At 71.9% G+C, this 19,749-nt stretch carries 16 protein-coding genes; 3 read left to right on the forward strand and 13 right to left on the reverse strand.

Annotated features, from left to right (window positions below; all coding sequences use genetic code 11):
- The first annotated feature begins 22 nt into the window (after positions 1-22).
- Complete coding sequence (locus MQP27_RS44040) at positions 23-829, forward strand: SDR family oxidoreductase (protein WP_242776320.1); 807 nt, start codon at positions 23-25, stop codon at positions 827-829.
- A 17-nt stretch (positions 830-846) separates the two neighbouring features.
- Here the strand turns inward: MQP27_RS44040 and MQP27_RS44045 are convergent, their stop codons facing one another.
- From MQP27_RS44045 to MQP27_RS44080, 8 genes are all read right to left on the reverse strand, one after another.
- Positions 847-1,080 carry a hypothetical protein gene (locus tag MQP27_RS44045; protein ID WP_242776322.1) on the reverse strand — a complete coding sequence of 78 codons (234 nt, stop codon included), beginning with the start codon at positions 1,078-1,080 and terminating at the stop codon, positions 847-849.
- 79 nt (positions 1,081-1,159) lie between these two features.
- Positions 1,160-2,653, reverse strand: coding sequence for an SDR family NAD(P)-dependent oxidoreductase (locus tag MQP27_RS44050; protein WP_242776324.1), 1,494 nt, complete (start codon positions 2,651-2,653; stop codon positions 1,160-1,162).
- A gap of 115 nt (positions 2,654-2,768) precedes the next feature.
- Complete coding sequence (locus MQP27_RS44055; RefSeq protein WP_242776326.1) at positions 2,769-4,103, reverse strand: wax ester/triacylglycerol synthase family O-acyltransferase; 1,335 nt, start codon at positions 4,101-4,103, stop codon at positions 2,769-2,771.
- A 155-nt stretch (positions 4,104-4,258) separates the two neighbouring features.
- On the reverse strand, positions 4,259-6,580 hold the full coding sequence (locus MQP27_RS44060; protein ID WP_242776328.1) for a GH92 family glycosyl hydrolase: 2,322 nt from the start codon (positions 6,578-6,580) through the stop codon (positions 4,259-4,261).
- Between the two features lie 19 nt (positions 6,581-6,599).
- On the reverse strand, positions 6,600-9,209 hold the full coding sequence (locus tag MQP27_RS44065; RefSeq protein WP_242776330.1) for a PA14 domain-containing protein: 2,610 nt from the start codon (positions 9,207-9,209) through the stop codon (positions 6,600-6,602).
- A gap of 149 nt (positions 9,210-9,358) precedes the next feature.
- The gene (gene glgC, locus MQP27_RS44070; RefSeq protein WP_242776332.1) at positions 9,359-10,579 is read right to left on the reverse strand and encodes a glucose-1-phosphate adenylyltransferase; all 1,221 of its coding nucleotides are present in this window, start codon (positions 10,577-10,579) and stop codon (positions 9,359-9,361) included.
- 82 nt (positions 10,580-10,661) lie between these two features.
- Positions 10,662-11,813 carry a glycogen synthase gene (gene glgA / locus MQP27_RS44075; protein WP_242776334.1) on the reverse strand — a complete coding sequence of 384 codons (1,152 nt, stop codon included), beginning with the start codon at positions 11,811-11,813 and terminating at the stop codon, positions 10,662-10,664.
- 39 nt (positions 11,814-11,852) lie between these two features.
- The gene (locus MQP27_RS44080) at positions 11,853-12,560 is read right to left on the reverse strand and encodes a (2Fe-2S)-binding protein (RefSeq protein WP_242776336.1); all 708 of its coding nucleotides are present in this window, start codon (positions 12,558-12,560) and stop codon (positions 11,853-11,855) included.
- Between the two features lie 226 nt (positions 12,561-12,786).
- Here MQP27_RS44080 and MQP27_RS44085 point away from each other — a divergent pair, with 226 nt between their 5' ends.
- Positions 12,787-13,893, forward strand: coding sequence for a DMT family transporter (locus tag MQP27_RS44085; protein WP_242776338.1), 1,107 nt, complete (start codon positions 12,787-12,789; stop codon positions 13,891-13,893).
- Here the strand turns inward: MQP27_RS44085 and MQP27_RS44090 are convergent.
- Positions 13,883-15,061: a transglycosylase family protein gene (locus MQP27_RS44090; protein ID WP_242776340.1), complete on the reverse strand. Its 1,179-nt coding sequence runs from the start codon at positions 15,059-15,061 to the stop codon at positions 13,883-13,885. The genes MQP27_RS44085 and MQP27_RS44090 overlap by 11 nt on opposite strands.
- Positions 15,062-15,339: 278 nt before the next feature.
- On the opposite strand from MQP27_RS44090, the gene gnd reads away from it, so the two are divergent.
- Positions 15,340-16,779, forward strand: coding sequence for an NADP-dependent phosphogluconate dehydrogenase (gene gnd, locus MQP27_RS44095; RefSeq protein ID WP_242776342.1), 1,440 nt, complete (start codon positions 15,340-15,342; stop codon positions 16,777-16,779).
- Between the two features lie 676 nt (positions 16,780-17,455).
- Here the strand turns inward: gnd and MQP27_RS44100 are convergent.
- From MQP27_RS44100 to MQP27_RS44115, 4 genes are all read right to left on the reverse strand, one after another.
- The gene (locus tag MQP27_RS44100; protein ID WP_242776499.1) at positions 17,456-18,088 is read right to left on the reverse strand and encodes an aspartate/glutamate racemase family protein; all 633 of its coding nucleotides are present in this window, start codon (positions 18,086-18,088) and stop codon (positions 17,456-17,458) included.
- Positions 18,089-18,105: 17 nt separating this feature from the next.
- Positions 18,106-18,459: a GNAT family N-acetyltransferase gene (locus MQP27_RS44105; RefSeq protein WP_242776345.1), complete on the reverse strand. Its 354-nt coding sequence runs from the start codon at positions 18,457-18,459 to the stop codon at positions 18,106-18,108.
- A gap of 35 nt (positions 18,460-18,494) precedes the next feature.
- On the reverse strand, positions 18,495-18,914 hold the full coding sequence (gene panD, locus MQP27_RS44110; protein ID WP_242776347.1) for an aspartate 1-decarboxylase: 420 nt from the start codon (positions 18,912-18,914) through the stop codon (positions 18,495-18,497).
- 175 nt (positions 18,915-19,089) lie between these two features.
- The gene (locus tag MQP27_RS44115; protein WP_242776349.1) at positions 19,090-19,725 is read right to left on the reverse strand and encodes a hypothetical protein; all 636 of its coding nucleotides are present in this window, start codon (positions 19,723-19,725) and stop codon (positions 19,090-19,092) included.
- Positions 19,726-19,749 lie beyond the last annotated feature (24 nt).

Consider the following 19,749-nt stretch of genomic DNA (forward strand, 5'->3'; position numbering starts at 1 on the left):
TCCGTCATGAGACGGTACGGCGATGACGTCGTCGTACGGGCTGGAAGGCAGGGCCGCCGTCGTCACCGGGGCGACGCGCGGTATCGGGCGGGCGGTGGCCGAGCGGCTGGCCGCGGCCGGGGCGCTGGTGTGCGTGACCGCGCGGGACGCGGACGAGGTGCGGCGCACGGCCGCGGAGCTGGGCGGGATCGGGGTGAGCGGAAGCGTCGCCGATCCGGGGCATCTGCGGGACGTCACGGACACCGCTCTGCGTGAGTTCGGCCGGATCGACGTCGTGGTCAACAACGCGGCGACCAACCAGCCGTACGGGCCCCTCATGGACGCCGATCCGGGGGCGTGGCGGGAGGCGTTCGCGGTGAACGTCGAGGCGCCGCTGCGGCTGGTCCAGGGGGCGTGGCACGGCTGGATGCGGGAGCACGGCGGGTCGGTCGTGAACATCTGCACCGAGGGGGCCGGGCATGTGGGCCCGAATGTGGGCGCCTACGGCACCAGCAAAGCGGCCCTGCTGCATCTGACCCAGCAGCTCGCGGGCGAGCTCGCGCCGAAGGTGCGCGTCAACTCCGTCTCCCCCGGGCTCGTGCGCACCGAGATGGCGCGGTTCGTGTGGGAGGCGGGCGAGGAGCAGCTCGCCGCGGGGCTGCCGCTCGGGCGGATCGGGGAGCCGGCGGACGTGGCGCGGGCGGTGGTGTGGCTGGCCTCGGACGCGGCGGAGTGGATCACTGGCGCGGATCTGCTGGTGGACGGGGGCACACGCGTGAGGACGGCGCACTCCGCGCGGGAGTACGCCGTCCACGACCGCCTTCGTTCATACGCACCACCTCGCTCATGACGGTGGCTGGGGCTCCCTCACGGGAACAGTGCGATCCCGAGGAGGATCAGCAGGATGATGCCGGCGACGAGCGCGACCGTGGCCCACGTGCCGCGGTGCTTCACCTGGCCCGTGTCGCCGCCGCCGCGCGGGCGGTCCTCCGGCAGTACGGCGTGGTCGGGGCGGTCGCTGCCGTAGAACTCTTCGTCGGTCGGGTAGCGATTGCGCGGGTCGTTCTGCGCTCGCGGATCGATTCCGTGCGGACTGCTCATGGTCACACTCCCTGGCGCGGTTCTCACCAGGGTCCGGGTTCCCGACCGGCGCCGGGACACACACGTCACGGCCGGCGGATCACCACTTGCCGGGCGCGTAGTCCTTCAGGAAGACGCCGTACAGGTCCTCGCCCTGCTCGCCGCGCACAATCGGATCGTAAACCCGGGCGGCCCCGTCGACCAGGTCGAGCGGGGCGTGGAAGCCCTCCTCGGCCAGGCGCAGCTTGTCGTAGTGCGGGCGCTCGTCGGTGATCCAGCCGGTGTCGACGGAGGTCATGAGGATGCCGTCGGTCTGGAACATCTCCTGGGCGCTGGTCCGGGTGACCATGTTCATGGCGGCTTTGGCGGCGTTGGTGTTCGGGTGCCCGGCGCCCTTGTAACCGCGGCCGAAGACGCCCTCCATCGCGGAGACGTTCACGACGTAGGCGCGCCCCGCGGCCGCCTTCCGCGCCGCGTCCGCCATGACCGGGCGCAGGGCGCTGATCAGGATGAACGGCGAGGTGTAGTTGCACAGCTGGGTCTCCAGCAGCTCCACCGGGGAGATCTGGTCGATGGTCTGCACCCAGGTGTTGGTGTCGACGACGTCGGGGACCAACCCGCCGGCGTCGATCGCGGTGCCGTCGAGGTGCCGGGCGACGCTGGCGTTGCCCGCGACCAGGGCGAGGTCGGCGACCTTCTGGGCGTCGAGGCCGCTGGTGCCCACGGGCAGCGCGGCGAGGCCGTCCACTGCGCCGGAGTTGAAGGCGCCGATGACATGGTGGGCGGGCAGCTCGCCGGCGGGCAGCGGGGCGCTCTCGCCGTCGACCAGGGCGGCGTACGCGGACGGCAGGCGCCGTACGGTCTGGGTCGCGTTGTTGATCAGGATGTCGAGGGGGCCCGCCGCGGCGACCTGCTCGGCGAGGGCCACGGCCTGGGCCGGGTCGCGCAGGTCGATGCCGACGACCTCCAGGCGGTGGATCCAGTCCGCGGAGTCGTCCATGGCCTTGAACCGGCGGATGGCGTCCTTGGGGAAGCGCGTGGTGATGGTGGTGTGCGCGCCGTCGCGCAGCAGCCTGAGCGCGATGTACATGCCGATCTTGGCGCGGCCGCCGGTGAGCAGGGCGCGCTTGCCGGTGAGGTCGGCGCGGGCGTCGCGCTTGTCGCGGTTGAGGCGGGCGCAGTCGGGACAGAGCTGGTGGTAGAAGTAGTCGACTTCCACGTACCGGGTCTTGCAGGTGTAGCAGGAGCGCGGGCGCTGGAGTATCCCGGCGATCCGCCCCTCCTCCGTCGCCGAGGATGGCAGCAGGCCCTCGGTCTCGTCGTCGATGCGCTGGGCGGAGCCGGTGGCCGTGGCCTCGGTGACCGCCTTGTCGTGGGCGGTCTTGGCGGCCCGGCGCTCCTGGCGGCGGCGCTGCTTGACCGTGCGGTAGACGCCGGCGGTGGCGCGGCGCACGGCGATCGCGTCCGGGTGGTCGACCTCCAGCTTGTCGAGCTCTTCGAGCACGCTCAAACAGACGGCGAGCCGCTCCGGGTCGATGCCGGGCCCGTACACGACCTCGTCCGTGGTCGCCGGGCCTTCCTCTGTCACCGTCATCGCGCTGCCGTTTCCCTGATCACCCGAGCGGCGCTCCGATCGCACCCGCTGTCGAACCGCGAATTTTACGGAGCGCCTGCCCGGTCCTCCAAATACACGCGAGACGAAAAGGCGCTCAGGAGCCGCAGGCCGTGATCAGCGTCTCCACCTCCGCGGTCAGCGCGGCGGCCAGTCGGTCCAGGTCCGGTACGGCCTTGGCGTCGGCGACGAGGCCGTAGTGGACGTGTCCGCGGTACGTGGAGACGGCGACCGCCAGGGCCTGGCCGCGGGCCAGCGGGGCGAGCGGGTAGACCTCGGTGACCGGGTTGCCGCCGAGCTTCAGGCCGATGCCGGGCAGCGGGACGCTGGTGACCAGGATGTCGAACCAGAGCCGGGCGGCCTGGCCGGCCAGCGGTCCGCCGAGCCGGTGGGCGAGCGGTGGCACGTGGTCGGCGAGCAGGGCGACGGCACCGGCGCCCCGGTTGGGCCCGGCGTCCTTGTTGCGGTCCATGGCCTCGCGGACCGTGTCGAGCCGGGCCAGCGGGTCGGGGTCGTCGACCGGGAGCCGTATCAGGTAGCCGGAGAGGCGGTTGCCCTGGGGTGTGGCGGTGCGCGGGCGGCGCTTGGAGACGGGGATCAGGGCGCGCGGGCGGACGCCCTCGCTGCCGTCGCCGCGCTCGTCCAGCCAGCGGCGCAGGGCGCCCGCGACGACCGCGATCAGGACGTCGTTGACGGTGCCGCCCTCGGACTTGCGGATGCGGTGCACGTCGTCGAGGTCGACGACCACGCCGGCGGTGCGGCGGGTGCCGGTGGGTTCGGCGGCGAGCGCGGCCGAGGAGCGTACGCCCAGGCTGGACACGGCCAGGGAGGCGCCGATGTCGAGGGCGCGGCCCACGTCGGACACCGCGCCCCGGACCAGCCCCGGCAGCCTGCGCACGTCGGGCAGCAGTCCGCGCTTCGGCTCCGCGGGCCGCGGCTTGCGCTCCGGCATGTCCATCGGGTCCATGACCGCGGCGGCGAGCGTCAGCGCGCGCAGCCCGTCGGCCAGGGCGTGGTGGAACTTGAACAGCACCGCGAAGGAGACCCCGTCCTCCCCCGGCAGCACATGCGCCTCCCACGGCGGCCGGCCGCGCTCCAGGGGGCGCTCCATCAGCCGCCCCGCGTCCGCGTGGAAGTCGGCGGTCGGGGCGTGCAGCCGGACGTGGTGCAGCGGGTCGAAGTCGGGGTCGGGCTCCCGGGCGGCGCCGCCGAACGCCAGCGGCCGGAAGGAGAACGGCTGCCATACGTCCCGGATCCGCATCCGCAGTCCCGGGACCCCGGCGGCGCGGGAGGCCAGCAGGTCGGCCGCGTGGGCGCCCGCGGTGGGCGAGTGGGCCGAGAAGACGCCGAGGGCGCCGAGGTGCATGGGGTGCTCGGCGGACTCGATGTTCCAGAACGCCAGGTCGAGAGGAGCGAGCAGGTCAGAAGTCAATGGCTTGCCTCGCGTCGACGACGGGTGGACAAGCAGTCAAGCGCCCTCGCGCGATTACGGTCAAGTACGATCAAGCTACACACAGTTAACAGCAGATTAAGTCCCGCCCCTTTCGGAAGGGGCGGGACTCTGTGCGACTCATGGGGCCAGGGTGATCACTTCAGTGCGGGCGGCGCGGCCCCCGGTGACGTACCCCACTCCGACGGGTGCGGGCCGACCGTGAACGCGAGCGAGCGCAGGGTGCGCAGATCGCCGGTCGTCAGGTAGGTCCGGTCGTACGCCGCCCCGTCCGTGCGGGCCGACTGGATGTACCGGTCGGTGGCGGAGGTGCCGGGTGCGGTGACGGTGAGGGCGCCGCGCGGGTAGTACCGCCGGTCCAGGGTCAGGTCGACCCGCTCGAACACCGGCGTGGACAGGCCCCAGGTGTCGTAGCCGGGCTGCACCGGGAAGATCCCGATGGACGACAGCACGTTCCAGGCGGACATGGTGCCGAGGTCGTCGTTGCCGGTCATGCCGGTCGGGGCGTCGGTGAAGAGGGTCAGCGCCGCGTGCACGACGTCGGTGGTTTTCCAGGGCTGACCGGTGGACAGGTAGGTGTACGGGGCGATCAGATCGGGCTCGTTCTGCGGGTTGTACTTGTCGGCGTTGTAGTAGTCGTACGGCCCGTTGACCCACACCTCGCGCGCGGTCTTCGCCGGGTCGGCCAACAGCTGGTCGTAGGCGAAGAAGGAGTCGAGCCGGGCGTTGGCGGCCTGCTCGCCGCCGATCAGGCCGACCATGCCGGGCAGGTCCTGCGGGACCAGCCACTGGTACTGCCAGGACGTGCCCTCGTGGAAGCCCTCGCTCTGCGCCGGGTCGGCCGGTCCGGTGAAGGCGCCGGAGGCGTCGCGGGCGCGGAAGAAGCCGGTGGAGGGGTCGAAGATGTTCCGGTAGCTCTGCGAGCGGGCGGCATAGCGCGCGGCGTCCGCGTCGTGCCCGAGGTCGCGGGCCATCTGCGCGAGCATCGCGTCGGACAGGGCGTACTCCAGGGTGGCCGAGGCCCCGTGGTCGTAGTCCGAGTCGCCGGGCTTCACATGCGGGCGGCCCTTGACGTACGGCGCGAACCCGTCGGCGATGTACTCCTTGTTCGCCTCGCGCCCCACCGCCGGGGAGTCGGCCGGCGGCACGCCGTCGGCGTTCCGCTTCAGCGCCCGGTAGGCCCGTTCCTCGTAGCCCTTGAGCAGTCCCTGCTGGTAGGCGTTGGTGAGGAAGGGGGTCACCGGGTCGCCGGTCATGATGTTCGTCTCGACCGTGCCGTAGCCCCACTTGGGCAGCCAGCCGCTCTCCTCGGAGATCCTGATCACCGAGATCGCCATGTCCCGGGCCTCGCGGGGCGCGAGCAGGGACAGCAGCTGGGACTGGGTGCGGTAGGTGTCCCACAGGGACCAGTTCTGGTAGTACGTGAAGCCGTCGGTGCGGTGGATCCGCTGGTCCCAGCCGGTGTAGCGGCCGTCGGCGTCGCTGCCGATGTTGGGCGCGAGGAAGGACCGGTACAGGGACGAGTAGAAGGTCCGGCGCAGGCTGTCGTCGCCGCCTTGCACGCGCACGTCGTCGAGCCGGTCCTCCCAGGCCTGCCGGGCCCGGTCGCGCACGGCGTCGAAGGAACGGCCGCCCTCCGCACGGAGGTTGACGGCCGCGCCGTGCGCGTCGACGTACGAGAGGGCGGTGGTCGCCTCGACGGTACGGTCCTTCGTCGTGTCGAAGCGGACGTAGGCGCCGCCGGCTCCGGTCTTCGAGCCCGCGGTCACCGTCGAGCCGTCCCAGGTGCCGTAGGCGGTGAAGGGGCGGTCGAAGCGGGTGACGGTGTAGACGGTGTACGGCTTGGTGTCCTGGCAGAAGCCGCGGCCCGTGATGGCGGTGCGCACGGTGCGGTTGTCGAGGACCTCGACCTTGCCGGCGACCCCGGTGTGCAGCGACTGGGCCGCGTTCAGCAGGACGTTGGCCTTGTCGGTGGCCGGGAAGGTGTAGCGCTGCACGCCGGTGCGCTCGGTCGCCGTCAGCTCGGCCTCGATGCCGGTCTTCAGGCCGACCCGGTAGTAGCCGGGGCTCGCGGTCTCGTCGTCATGGCTGAACTCGGCGGCGTACCGGGCGTAGTCCGTCTGCGTGACGTCGCCGGTGGTCGGCAGCACGGGCAGGTCGCCGCCGAGGCCGCAGCCGACGCCGGACAGGTGGACCAGGGAGAAGCCGCGGATGTGGTTCTGGGAGTAGTCGTAGCCGGTGTTGTGGCCGGTGTCCGGCGAGAACTGCACCATGCCGAAGGGCACGGCGGCGCCGGGGTAGGTGTTGCCCTCGTTCTCGGTGCCGATGAACGGGTTGACCAGATCGGTGAGTTGAGCGTCCTTCGGCTGGGTGGCCTGCGCGGCAGCGGGTGCGGCGAACAGCGCGGACGCTGCCACCGCCCCGGCCACGCACAGGCGCAGGCGCCGGGTCCGTCTCATGTCGGGAGTCCTCCGGGGTTCAGGGGGTCGGGCAGCCTGCGGGAGCCGCCTGGGAAGCGTCGCGGATCAGGGCCTGCTGGGCGGCGCGCACACGCTGGACGTCCGGCTTGAGCACCCGCCGGTCGTACGTCGTCAGGCCGTTCAGCTCACCCTCGACGTCCGAGATCTGGGTGTAGACGGCGCCGTTGCTCCCCTTGCAGGCCAGGGGGTGCACCTCGGCGAGCTTGGTCAGGTAGTCGTCGGTGTAGGTCGCCGGGTCGACGTCGACGTACGACTGCTGCACGGACCAGGCGTGTCCCGGTACCGCGAGGCCGAGGCCGCCGTACTCGCCGCTGACCAGGGCGCGTTGACCGTCGGGGTGCGGTGGGAGGGCGGGGCTGGGATAGCCGTGCTCGTCCATGATGTCGCCGGTGCCGCCGTCGGCCCCGAGGTTGAGCCCGGACATGGAGTTGACCAGGCGGGTCGGGTCCCAGGCCTTCGCCTGGTCGGCGATGCGGGCCATGTCGTACTGGCCCCAGCCCTCGTTGAAGGTCACCCACATGACCACCGACGGGCTGCTGATGTGCTCGTCGATCATCTGCTTCATCTCGCGCTCGTACTCGGCGCGGGCCGCGGTGCCCGGGTCGACGCCGGCGGTCATCGCGGGCATGTCCTGCCACACCATGAGGCCGAGCCGGTCGGCCCAGTAGAACCAGCGGTCAGGCTCGACCTTGATGTGCTTGCGCACGGCGTTGAAGCCGAGCTGCTTGTGCACCTTCAGGTCGTGGGCGAGGGCCTCGTCGGTCGGGGCCGTGTAGAGGCCGTCGGGCCAGAAGCCCTGGTCGAGGGTGGCCATCATGAAGACGGGTGTGCCGTTGAGGACCGTGCGCGGGACGCCGTTCACCTTCTCGACGGCGATCGAGCGCATACCGAAGTAGCTGCCGACGCGGTCGGCGCCGACGGTGACCTTCAGGTCGTAGAGGAAGGGGTCGTCGGGCGACCACAGGTGCGGGTCGTGGATGGTCAGGGTGAGCGGTCCGCCGGTGCGGCCGCGGGCCGTGGCGACCTTGCGCTTTCCGTCGTACGCCGTCGCCGTGATCGGTACGCCGTCCCGGACTCCCCTTGCCTCGACGGCGAGTTGGCCCTTGGTGACGTCGGGGGTGAGTTTCAGCGAGTCGACGTGGTCGGGGGCGACCGGCTCCATCCACACCGTCTGCCAGATGCCCGAGGTCGGCGTGTACCAGATGCCGCTGGGGTCGAGGCGCTGCTTGCCGAGGGGCGGGTTCTCGCCGTCAGCCGCGTCGGTCGGGTCGTACACCCCGACGATCAGCTCCTGGGTGCGCCCCGGCTTCAGCGCGTCGGTGATGTCGGCGCCGAACTTGTCGTAGCCGCCCTGGTGTTCGGCGACCTCGGTGCCGTTGACGTACACCACGGCACGCCAGTCGACGGCGCCGAAGTTGAGCCGCAGCCGCTTGCCGGAGCCGATCTTCCAGTCGGCCGGGACGGTGAAGGTGCGGCGGTACCACATGCGGTCCTCGTGCCGCTCCAGGCCGGAGAGCTGGGACTCGACCGGGTACGGGACGAGAATGCGCTCGGCGAGGTCCTTGCCGACCGGGGGCTGTTCGCCCGCCGTGGCCGCCGCGAACTGCCAACGGCCGTTCAGGTTGCGCCAGTCGGCGCGGGTGAGCTGGGGGCGCGGGTACTCCGGGAGGGCGTTGTCGGGGCCCACCTGGTCGGCCCACTTGGTGCGCAGCTCGTACGTGGAGCGGTTGGGGCCGCTGCTCCAGAACGCCTTGACAACGTTGCCTTCCGCGTCGGTGAGGCCGCCGTTCCCGTCGTAGCGGACGTCGGCGGTGCCGCGGGCGGTGCCGGTCTTGTTGCCGACGACGGGTTCGCCGAGGGAGACAAGGAGGGCGCGGGCGTCGGAGGGGTCCGGCTCGGCGCTCTTCAACGGCCACTTGGCGCCGCCGATCACCGCCACGAGGTGGTCGGTGAGGCCGGCCGGGGGCGCGGCGAGGGGCCGGGCGAAGTCGAGCCTGAGGGTGCGGCCGGTGCCGAGGACGGTCGTCGCGATCGCCCCGTCGTAGTCCCATCCGTCGGGCAGGCGGAACGCGGACTGCGGGACCGGCACCTTGGTGCCGCCCGGCTCGGTCCAGCGCAGGTGGAGGTTGGAGCCGCCGTAGTGCTCGAAGTACTCGACCTTGATGTCGTAGGCCTGCCCGGCGGTCAGGTCGACGGGTTCGGCGGTCTGTTCGCGGTCCCAGTCGTCGACCCAGTGGTCGATGACGAGCCGTCCGCCGACCCACAGGCGGAAGCCGTTGTCGCCGATGATCGAGAAGGTGTGCGGTCCGGTCTTCTCCGGCACGATCTTCCCGGTCCAGCGGACGCTGACGTCGTCGGACTGCCCGGTGGTGAAGGCGAGGCGCGGCTCCAGGTTGTCGAAGTCGAGGTTCGGGTCGAAGCCGATGGCCCTGAGCCGGTCGAAGTCGAAGGCGCCGGGGGCGGACTGGGTGTAGTACTCGCCCTTCAGGCCGTGGATCTCGACGGGGTCCGCGGCGGCGTGCGCGGTGGAGACGGCGGTGAGCCCGGCGAGGCCGAGCGCCACGGCGAGCAGTAACGAGAGTCGTTCTCTGAGGCGTCGCAAATGCACGGAACCTCCCATAACAACGTTGTCATGGACAGCAGTTGGCATGACAACACGGATTCCGCTTCACGTCCAGGGACATGACAAAGCCCCGGTGGCCGAAGCACACCGGGGCCGTCGATCGGCCACAAGGAGTCAGCCGCCAGAGTCAGCCGCTAGGACACGATCTGTCCCTTGCCCAGCGCGATCACGCCACCCTTGGAGACGGTGTACAGCTCGGCGTCCCGTTCCGGGTTGACGCCGATCGTGGCGCCCGGGGGCACCTCGACGTTCTTGTCCAGCACCGCGCCCCGCACCACCGCACCCCGGCCGATCTTGACGTTGTCGTGCAGGATCGAGCCCTGGACCACGGCGCCCGGGTCGATCAGGACGCCCGGGGACAGGATCGAGCGGGTGACCTGGCCGCGGATCAGACAGCCGGCGCTGATGATCGACTCGCTGGCCATGCCGCCCGCGTTGAAACGGGCCGGCGAGAGCTGGTTGGAGTGGGTGTAGATGGGCCACTGCCGGTTGAAGAGGTTGAAGGCGGGGCGCTCGGCGATCAGGTCCATGTGGGCGTCGTAGTAGGCGTCCAGGGTGCCGACGTCCCGCCAGTAGCCGCGGTCGCGGTTGGTCTCGCCGGGCACGTGGTTGGCGCTGAAGTCGTAGAGCTGGGCCTCGCCGCGGTCGGTGAGCTGGGGCAGGATCGAGCCGCCCATGTCGTGCACGGAGTGCTCGTCCTCGGCGTCCCGCTGCAGGGCCTCGATCAGGGCCTTGGTGGTGAAGATGTAGTTGCCCATGGAGGCGAACACGCACTCCGGGTCGTCGGCGAGACCGGGCGGGTCGGCCGGCTTCTCCAGGAAGCGTTCGACCGTCAGGCCGTCCGAGCCCGGCGTGATCACGCCGAACTGGGAGGACTCCGAGCGCGGCACCCGGATGCCGGCCACCGTCACGCCCGCGCCGCTCTCGATGTGCTGGGCGAGCATCTGGCGCGGGTCCATGCGGTACACGTGGTCGGCGCCGAAGACGACGACGTACTCGGGACTCTCGTCGTGCACCAGGTTCAGCGACTGCAGGATCGCGTCGGCGCTGCCCAGGTACCAGCGCTTGCCGAGCCGCTGCTGGGCCGGGACCGGGGTGACGTAGTTGCCGAGCAGGCTGGACATCCGCCAGGTGGTGGTGATGTGCCGGTCCAGCGAGTGCGACTTGTACTGCGTGAGCACGCAGATGCGCAGGATGTCGCCGTTGACGAGGTTGGACAGGACGAAGTCGACGAGGCGGTACGTACCGCCGAAGGTGACCGCTGGTTTCGCCCGGTCCGCGGTCAGGGGCATCAGGCGTTTGCCTTCTCCGCCCGCCAGTACGATCCCGAGCACCGAAGGTCCGCCACGACGCATGGCCGCTCCCCTCACCGTGGTTGATCCATGCTTGCCCCTGCCCAGGGCGGTGTAAGCCTGTTCGAGGAACTCCCCTGCCGTTCTATTCCTTTTTGAGGATCTCCTCGTAAAGCCGGACCGTACGGCGGGCGACGGCATCCCAGCCGAATTCCCCCACCGCGCGCTCGCGCCCCGCTTCTCCCATCCGCCGCGCGGTCTCCGGATCGCCGGTCACCGCGTCCAGCGCCCGTGCGAGACCCGCCTCGAAGTCCTCGTCCACGTCGACGAGCAGTCCCGTCTTGCCGTCGTCGACGACCTCGGGGATGCCACCGACCCGGGACGCGACGACGGGTGTCCCGCAGGCCATCGCCTCCAGGTTGACGATACCGAGGGGTTCGTACACCGAGGGGCAGACGAAGGCGGTCGCGTGGGTGAGCAGCTGGATCACCTCGGGGCGGGGCAGCATCTGCGGGATCCAGTGCACGCCCTCGCGGACGCGGCTGAGCTCCTGGTAGAGCTCGCGGAACTCCCGGTCGATCTCCGGCGTGTCGGGCGCCCCCGCGCACAGCACGACCTGCGCGGCCGGGTCGATGTCCCGCACGGCGCGCAGCAGGTGGGGCACGCCCTTCTGCCGGGTGATGCGGCCCACGAACAGGATGTACGGGCGGCCGGTGTCCAGGCCGATGCGGTGCAGTACGTCCGTGCCGTGGTCGGGGCGGTAGAGGGCGGTGTCGATGCCGTTGTGCACGACGTGGACCTTGTCGGCGTCCAGCGTCGGGTAGCAGGTGAGGATGTCCTCGCGCATGGCCCCGGAGACGGCGACCACGGCGTCGGCGCTCTCGATCGCGGTGCGCTCGGCCCAGCTGGACAGGGCGTATCCGCCGCCGAGTTGCTCGGCCTTCCAGGGGCGCAGCGGCTCCAGCGAGTGGGCGGTCATCACGTGCGGGACGCCGTACAGCATCTTCCCGAGATGGCCGGCGAGGTTGGCGTACCAGGTGTGCGAGTGGATCAGCTCGCGGCCTTCGAGGCCGGCCGCCATGGCGAGGTCCACGGAGAAGGTGCGCAGCGCGTCGTTGGTGGCGTCGAGGGCGGCCCAGGGCCGGTGGCGTACGACGCCCACTCCGCGGCCCTCGCCCCAGCAGTGCACCTCCAGGTCGACCAGGGAGCCCAACTCCCGGGCGAGGAACTCGACATGGACACCCGCGCCGCCGTACACGTCCGGCGGGTACTCCCGGGTCAACAGGCCCACTCGCACCCGGAACCCCCTGTTCTCAGCGGCTGGTCCCCCACATGGTCACCCAGATGCGGCGCGCGGGGAAGAGCGCGGCGGTCGTGTGAAGCAACAGTCACCGCACACTCCCCCGCCGGGTACCCGGTAGTAGAGGCAGCAACTGCGGCGGCGGAAAGCCGTGCCGGTGAGGGTGCCGGTACCTGCGAGGAGGGGGTGGGCGAGGAGTCCGTCGGTGAGGGCGCGGACGGCCGGCGGGGCGCCCAGCTGGCGGGCGGTGGCGACCAGGGCGGAGGCCGCGTTGCCCCGCAGCAGGCCGGGGGCGACGCGGTAGTGGGCGCGCAGGGCGGCGGCCAGCGGTTCGAGGTGGCGGTGCAGGACGATGTCCGCGATCGTCGCCGGATCCGCGGGCAGCGGGCGGACCTCGGACAGCCACAGGTCGTCGGGGGCGCTCGCGTCGGGGTTCCAGTGCAGCAGCTGCGGGTCGAGGTCGGGGACCTGTCCGTAGGCGGCGGCGCAGCCCAGGGCGACCGACCAGAGGCGGGCCGCGAGTCCCTGCTGGAAGACCGAGGCACCGATCCGCAACTCGGGGGCACGCAGGGCCGCCGTGACCTTTTCGGTACGGAAAGTTATGGAATTTCCGTAAACCTCTGTGGGTCGGTTTTCGTATGCCTGTGCCAGCGTGGGGAGAGCGGAACTCGGCGCTCCGCCCGTGCGTAGTACGAAGAAGCCGCCGAGCGGGGCGAGGGCGGCGAGTTCCTGGTCGAGGTCCACGAGAAGCAGTAGTACCAAGGCCCCTAGGGGGCCGCCTCCAGGGGGCGTCCCTCGCGGGTCCCCCACCCTGGGTATGAGGGTGCCCGATTCGTACTCCATCGGCAGTAGGACACATTGGGTGCTCAGGGACGACGACGGGAACAGATCGACAAGGCATCGTGTTGGTTATGAAGGCCGACCGTTCGTCGCGCGGGGCTCACCCCCGCCACACGCAGAGGAGCAGCTCATGAGTGCCCTCGCGTTGTCCGTCCTGCTGTCGCTCGTCTCCGCCGTCGCCTACGCCGGCGGGGCGATCGTGCAGGAGCACGTGGCGGTCTCCTCCCCCGACGAGCACTACGCGCCGCTGCGCCGCCCCACGTGGTGGGCCGCGGTCGCGCTGAACGGCCTCGGCGGTCTGCTGCACGTGGTGGCGCTGGCCTACGGCCCGCTCAGCCTGGTGCAGCCGCTGGGCGCCCTGACGATCGTGTTCGCGCTGCCGATGGCGGCGCTGTTCGTGGGCCGCAAGGCCGGCGCGACCGCCTGGCGGGGCGCGATCATGGCGACGGTGGGCCTGGCCGGTCTGCTGGCCCTGGTCGGCACCTCCGACGGGCAGTCGCTGGACACGGCGCAGCGGGTGGCCGTGGCGGTGGTCACCGGCGGTGTGGTCGTGGCGCTGATGATCGCGGGCCGGGCCGCCCACCGGCATCCGGCGGTGCGCAGCATGCTGCTGGCGACCGCGTCCGGCATAGCGTTCGGCATGTCCTCGGTCTTCACCAAGACGGTCGCGGTCGACTGGACCGGCGGCGTCACCCTCTCCGACCTGCCGTCGCTGGCCGTCATCGGCGTCTTCGCGACGGCCGGCATGCTGCTGTCGCAGGCCTCCTACCGCGGCGCGGGCCTCGCGGCCCCGCTGGCCACACTGACGGTGGTCAACCCGGTGGTGGCGGCCGCGGTCGGCATCACGATGTTCGGCGAGACCTTCCGCTACGGCACCACGGGCACGATGCTCGCGCTGAGCTGCGGCGTGGTCGCGGCGGGCGGCCTGATCCTGCTGACGACGGAGCGCATCGCCCGCACCACCGCCGAGTCCGCCCCGGCCGAGCAGGCGCCCACGGAGCCCGCGCCCGTCGAGGACCTCCTCGCCGCGCTGCCCGAGCAGCCGGTGGCCGCGCTGCACGAGAAGGTCGTCGTCCCCGCCCAGGCGGGGCCCACGGTCCTGGCGGTGGCATACGACGCGGAGGACGCCGAGCAGCCCGCCGACCCGGCCCGGTACCGCTTCTACGGCCCCTTCTACGGCGGCTCGTACGTCGCGGCGCCGGACCTGGACCGGCACCGGGTGCGCGTCAAATCCTGACGCCGCCGGCCCTCAGATAGGCCAGAGGGTCGATGTCCGTACCGAAGCCGGGCCCCGTCCGCACCTCGAAGTGCAGATGCGGGCCCGTCGCGTTGCCCGTGGCCCCCGAGCGCCCGATCCGCTGGCCGCCGCCGACGCTCTGCCCGGCCCGCACGGAGATCGCCGAGAGATGGGCGTACTGCGTGTAGCGGCCGTCGGCATGCCGGATCACCACCTGGTAGCCGTAGGACCCGCCCCAGCCGGCGCTGACGACCGTGCCCGCCCCGACCGCCTTGACGGAGGTGCCGGTGGGGACGGGGAAGTCGACGCCGGTGTGGTAGCCCTTCGACCAGGAGGAGCCCGCCACGTGGTACGCCGTGCCGATCGGCCCGGGCACCGGGGCGACCAGGGAGTGGCTGCTGGTCCTGGCCTTCTCCTCGGTGACCGAGGACGCCTTCTCGGTCTTGTCCTCCTTCTTCGTGGAGGACTTGGCGGAGGACTTGGTCGACTTGGTGGTGGACTTCGTCGACGCGGGGTGCGTCGCGGGGGCCTTCCCGTTCAGGTTCAGCCGCTGTCCGGGGAGGATCAGGTCCGGGTCCGAGCCGATCGTCTTCCGGTTCGCGGCGTACAGGCGCTGCCAGCCGCCCCGTACGTCCTCGGTCTCGGCGATCTCGGAGAGGCTGTCGCCGCGCACGACGGTGTACATCTCGGCCGTGCCCGCCCGCGACTGGGGCGTGGTCTGCGGCTGTACGTCCCGCACGGAGGTCTTCTTCGTGGTGCCGCCCGCCGGGTGGACGTCCGGTGTGTCCCCGCCCCGCGTCAGTCCGGCCTTCACCGAGCAGACCGGCCAGGCGCGCGGGCCCTGGCCCGCGAGGACCTTCTCCGCCACGGCTATCTGCTGGTCCTTGGTGGCCAGATCGGCCCGGCTCGCGTACTTCGCGCCGCCGTACGCCTCCCAGGTGGACTGGGTGAACTGGAGCCCGCCGTAGAAGCCGTTGCCGGTGTTGATGCTCCAGTTGTCGCTGGACTCGCACGCGGCGACCTTGTTCCAGGTCGACACGTCGGCCGCGTGGGCGGTGCCGGCGCCGATCAGCGGGATCGCCATGCCGGCGCTTCCGGCGGTGACGGTCAGTGAGGCCCGGTTGATCCTGTTCGGCTGGTACCGGCGGTGCCGGCCGCGTACGGCCATGGAGATCCCCCTCGACAAGCGTCAGGAGGGCCAAAAGTAAGCGCCGCGAACAGGCCATGACAAGACGGCAATCGGCCGCCCTGTCCCGCAAGGGGCCAGGAATGAACCGCAGTTGCGGAAACGCTGAGGCAGGTGGGGCCTGTCGTGCGTATCTGCCTTCGGCAGGCCGGGCGGCTCGGATGTGCGCCCGGCGTACCGGCAAGTCAGGATGGTCGGTGGGGCGATACTGACGGGCACGACCGGCACCACCGATACCGGATCCTTTAGGAGCCAACCGAATGAGCAACTCAGCCCAGATCGGCGTCACCGGACTCGCGGTCATGGGCCGCAATCTCGCCCGGAACTTCGCGCGCAACGGCTACACGGTCGCACTGCACAACCGGACGGCGGCGCGTACGCACGCCCTGGTGGAGGAGTTCGGGGACGAGGGCGACTTCATCGCGGCGGAGACCGCGAAGGAGTTCGTGGCCGCGCTGGAGCGGCCGCGGCGCCTGGTCATCATGGTCAAGGCGGGCGGTCCGACGGACGCGGTGATCGACGAGTTCGCCCCGCTCCTGGAGCCCGGCGACATGATCATCGACGGCGGCAACGCGCACTTCGCGGACACCCGCCGCCGGGAGAAGGCACTGCGCGAGCAGGGCATCCACTTCGTCGGCATGGGCGTCTCCGGCGGCGAGGAGGGCGCGCTGAACGGGCCGAGCATCATGCCGGGCGGCCCGAAGGAGTCGTACGACTCGCTCGGCCCGATGCTGGAGAAGATCTCCGCGAAGGCGAAGGACGGCGCGCCCTGTGTGACGCACGTCGGTCCCGACGGCGCCGGGCACTTCGTGAAGATGGTCCACAACGGCATCGAGTACGCCGACATGCAGCTGATCGGCGAGGCGTACCAGCTGCTGCGCGATGTCGCCGGGTACTCCCCCGCGCAGATCGCCGAGATCTTCCGCACCTGGAACACCGGCCGCCTCGACTCGTACCTGATCGAGATCACGGCCGAGGTGCTGTCCCACGTGGACGCGGCGACGGGCAAGCCGTTCGTGGACGTGGTGGTGGACCAGGCCGAGCAGAAGGGCACCGGCCGCTGGACCGTCCAGATCGCCCTGGACCTGGGCGTCCCGGTGTCGGGCATCGCGGAGGCCGTCTTCGCCCGGTCCCTCTCCGGCCACGCGGACCTGCGCGAGGCGTCCCGCGGGCTGGCCGGCCCGAAGGCGACTCCCCTGTCCGAGGCGGAGGCCGGGGCCTTCGCGGACCGCGTCGAGCAGGCGCTGTACGCCTCGAAGATCGTCTCCTACACGCAGGGCTTCCACGAGATCCAGGCGGGCAGCGAGGAGTACGACTGGGACATCGACCTGGGCGCGGTCTCCGCGATCTGGCGCGGCGGCTGCATCATCCGCGCGGCCTTCCTGGACCGGATCCGGGCCGCCTACGACGCCCGCGCGGACCTGCCGAGCCTGCTGTCGGACGAGACGTTCGCGCAGGAGATCGCGGCCGCCCAGGACGACTGGCGCGAGGTCCTGATCGCGGCGACCCGCCAGGGCGTCCCGACGCCGGGCTTCGCCGCGGCCCTCGCCTACTACGACGCGCTGCGCGCGGAGCGCCTGCCCGCCGCGCTGACGCAGGGGCAGCGGGACTTCTTCGGTGCGCACACCTACCGGCGCACGGACCGCGAGGGCTCGTTCCACACACTGTGGGGCGGGGACCGGTCGGAGGTCGACGCGTAGCGGTTCACGGTACGAGGCGGCGGGCGGCCAGGGTGGCCGGCCGCCGCCTCTTCCGTTGCCGCGACGGTGGGCACGGGCCGGGCGGCCGCAGCCCGGCCTCGTGGGCCTCGCTGGCCAGTCGCACGGTGGGGTCGATGCGGTGCTGAAGGCTGAGCGCTGCGCCGTGACATCCGGGCCAACCGGCGTGCGGGGAAAGGGCATTCCCGGTGGCGGGCAGACGGGTGTGCCGCGGCGCCGGGGCCCGGGGGCCGGATCGCCCCCGGGCTCGGGACGGCCGCCGTTCGAGCGGTGCTCAGGTCAACGGCGGTCCCGGTTCCGGGTTCGGTACGGGTTCCGGGCCGGGCGGGACCGGTGAGGGCGACGGGTCCGGGGGTTGGCCGGGGGTCGGCGAGGGGTTCGGGGGCGGCCCAGGTGTCGGCGAGGGGTCCGGTCCCGGTGCCGGAGGGGTGGGTTCCGGTCCCGGGGCCGGTGGGGGCGTGGGGACCGGTGACGGGTACGGGTCCGGGGGCCGGGGATCCGGTCCGGGCGTGGGTCCGGGTGGCGTGGGGGTGGGGTACGGGTCGGTCATGGCGTCCTCCGGCCAGTCGGTCGACATCGGCTCTGGACTACTCCCCCGCGTACCCGGCGCCCGCCTCCCCCACTCACCCGCCCGCATGACGGCAAGGGACCAGCCGGTCTACTCGCCGGACACCACCCGCGCGCCCGCCGCGAGCCCCCGCCGCGGACTCGACAGGACCGGGATCGTGGTCGTCGTCAGTCGCTCTGCCGGTGCCAGGGAGCCCTGGGCCAGGACGATCGCGTCGGCCCCGGTGATCGCGTCGGCCGCGTCCGCCACCAGGCGTGCGCACCCCTCGCCGTCTCCGGCCGCGAAGCGGTCCCAGGCGCCCTCGACCAGGCGGGTCCGCACCTCGACGGGGCGACCGGCGCGCCGGGCCTCCTCCTCGATCAGGGACGTCGTCGGGCCGAACGTGCTCTCCACGCTGGCCAGCACGGCGATCCGGGGCCCGAGCGCCACCGCGGCGGCCGCCATCGGGCGGTCCGAACGCAGCACCGGGATCGGCACGTCCGCCGCATCCGCCACCGCGCCGATGGTCGAGCAGGTGCACACGACCGCCCGCGCGCCCTCGCCAACGGCCTTGTCCAGCACGGCCCGTACCTCGTCCGCCACCGCCTCCGGGCTTTCGCGCCGGGCCCGGGCCAGCAGTTCCTCGTCGACGAAGTGCCGCAGTTCCAGGCCCGGATGGTCCTCGTCACGCAGCGCTTCGAAGACGGGGACGTGCGCGGGTGAGGTGTGCAGGAGAGCGAGCAGCATGGCGGTCCTCGCTCTCAGAAACGTCCGGGGTGCGCCACGAGCCACTCCTTCGCCGCCCGCAGCAGCTCGGGGTCGGTCGCGGGGGCCACGTCGGGGTGGCGCTCGGCCCACTTGGTGACGTACGGGCAGAGCGGGGCGACGACGACGCCCTCGCGCTCGGCGATGGCGTACAACTCCCGTGCCAGCGAACCCGCGATGCCCTTTCCCTCGTGGGCCGGTTCGACGATCGTGTGGACGGGGACCAGGGCGCGCGCGGGCGATTCGAGGACGAAGTACTCGATGTGACCGACGACTTCGCCGTCCGTGCCGTCGCCGAAGGCCTCCAGGCGGCCCGCCGCCCGGTCGTCGCGGATCTCGATGTCGCTCATGGGCACGCTCCTGGTCCGAGGGTCGGGGTTCGGGATCAGGCCGGTACGGCCTGCGGGCTGCGCTCCTGGTCCGAGCCCGGCACCGGCTCGGACGGGTCGGCGCCGAGGGCCACGACACGGTTGTCGCGGTCCACGTGCACCACCCGGGGTTCGAGTGCCCGCGCCTCGGCGTCGGTCACCTGAGCGTAGCTGATGATGATCACCAGGTCGCCGGGGTGGACGAGATGGGCGGCGGCCCCGTTGATCCCGACGACGCCCGAACCGCGTTCGCCCTCGATGACGTACGTCTCCAGGCGGGCGCCGTTGGTGATGTCCACGATGTGCACGAGCTCGCCGGGCAACAGGTCCGCGGCGTCGAGCAGTTCGGCGTCGATGGTCACCGATCCCACGTAGTGCAGGTCGGCCTGGGTGACGGTGGCACGGTGGATCTTGGACTTGAACATGGTGCGCAGCATGCGGTGCTCCCAGGATTCGGCTCCCTGCCCGCGTGCGGGTCAAGGGCTCTCAGTCGAGGCGCAGCCCAGGGTACGGAACGGCTCCGGGACCCGCACCGAGAACCGCGTCACACCGCGCGCACGCGAGCGGGGGCGGACCGCGCCTGGCGGCCCGCCCCCGCATCCCGTACGCCGGCTACGAGGCCGCCGGGCTCCCCGGCGCCGGAAGCGCCGGCAGGGAGGGCAGCGAGGGCAGGGACGGGAGGCCGCCGCCCAGGAGGCCCGTGACGATGGAGAGGACGGGTGAGAGCAGGCCGGTCACCGCGCTGAGCACTCCGCCGAGGTCGAGCGAGGTGAGGGCCTTGAGCAGGTCGGCGACCGTGGACTGGAGCTGGGCCACGGCGTCCCCGATCGGGTCGGCCGCGGGTGCCGCGGCCCGGTCGGTGCCGCCGGCCCGCTGCTCGACGCCGCGCAGCGCGGAGGCGTAGGCCTTCTCGACGGCCTTGCGGTAGTCGGCCGCCTCCTGGACGCCGAGCGGAGCGGTGCCCCGCTGCGTGAGGTCGGTCAGCACACCGAGCAGCGGAGCGAGCGCGTCGGTGCCGTGGACGTGCACGTCGTCCCGCATCTCGTGCTTCATCTCGTCGAGCCACCGACCGATGTCCTCGGTCTCCTCGGCCGCGACGGACCCGGGGACGGACGACCGCGAGGAGGCCGGGTCCGCGGCTCCTCGGTACGCGCCGACCGTGGCGGCGGCGGTGCCGACGGGGCCGAAGACCAGCGCGGCGCAGATGACGGACGGCAGCAGCAGTCCACGGGTTACGAGGGGGGACATGCAGGTTCCTTTCGGGGCTGGCTG

The sequence above is a fragment of the Streptomyces cylindrosporus genome (assembly GCF_022698165.1).
Taxonomy (GTDB): Bacteria; Actinomycetota; Actinomycetes; order Streptomycetales; family Streptomycetaceae; genus Streptomyces; species Streptomyces cylindrosporus.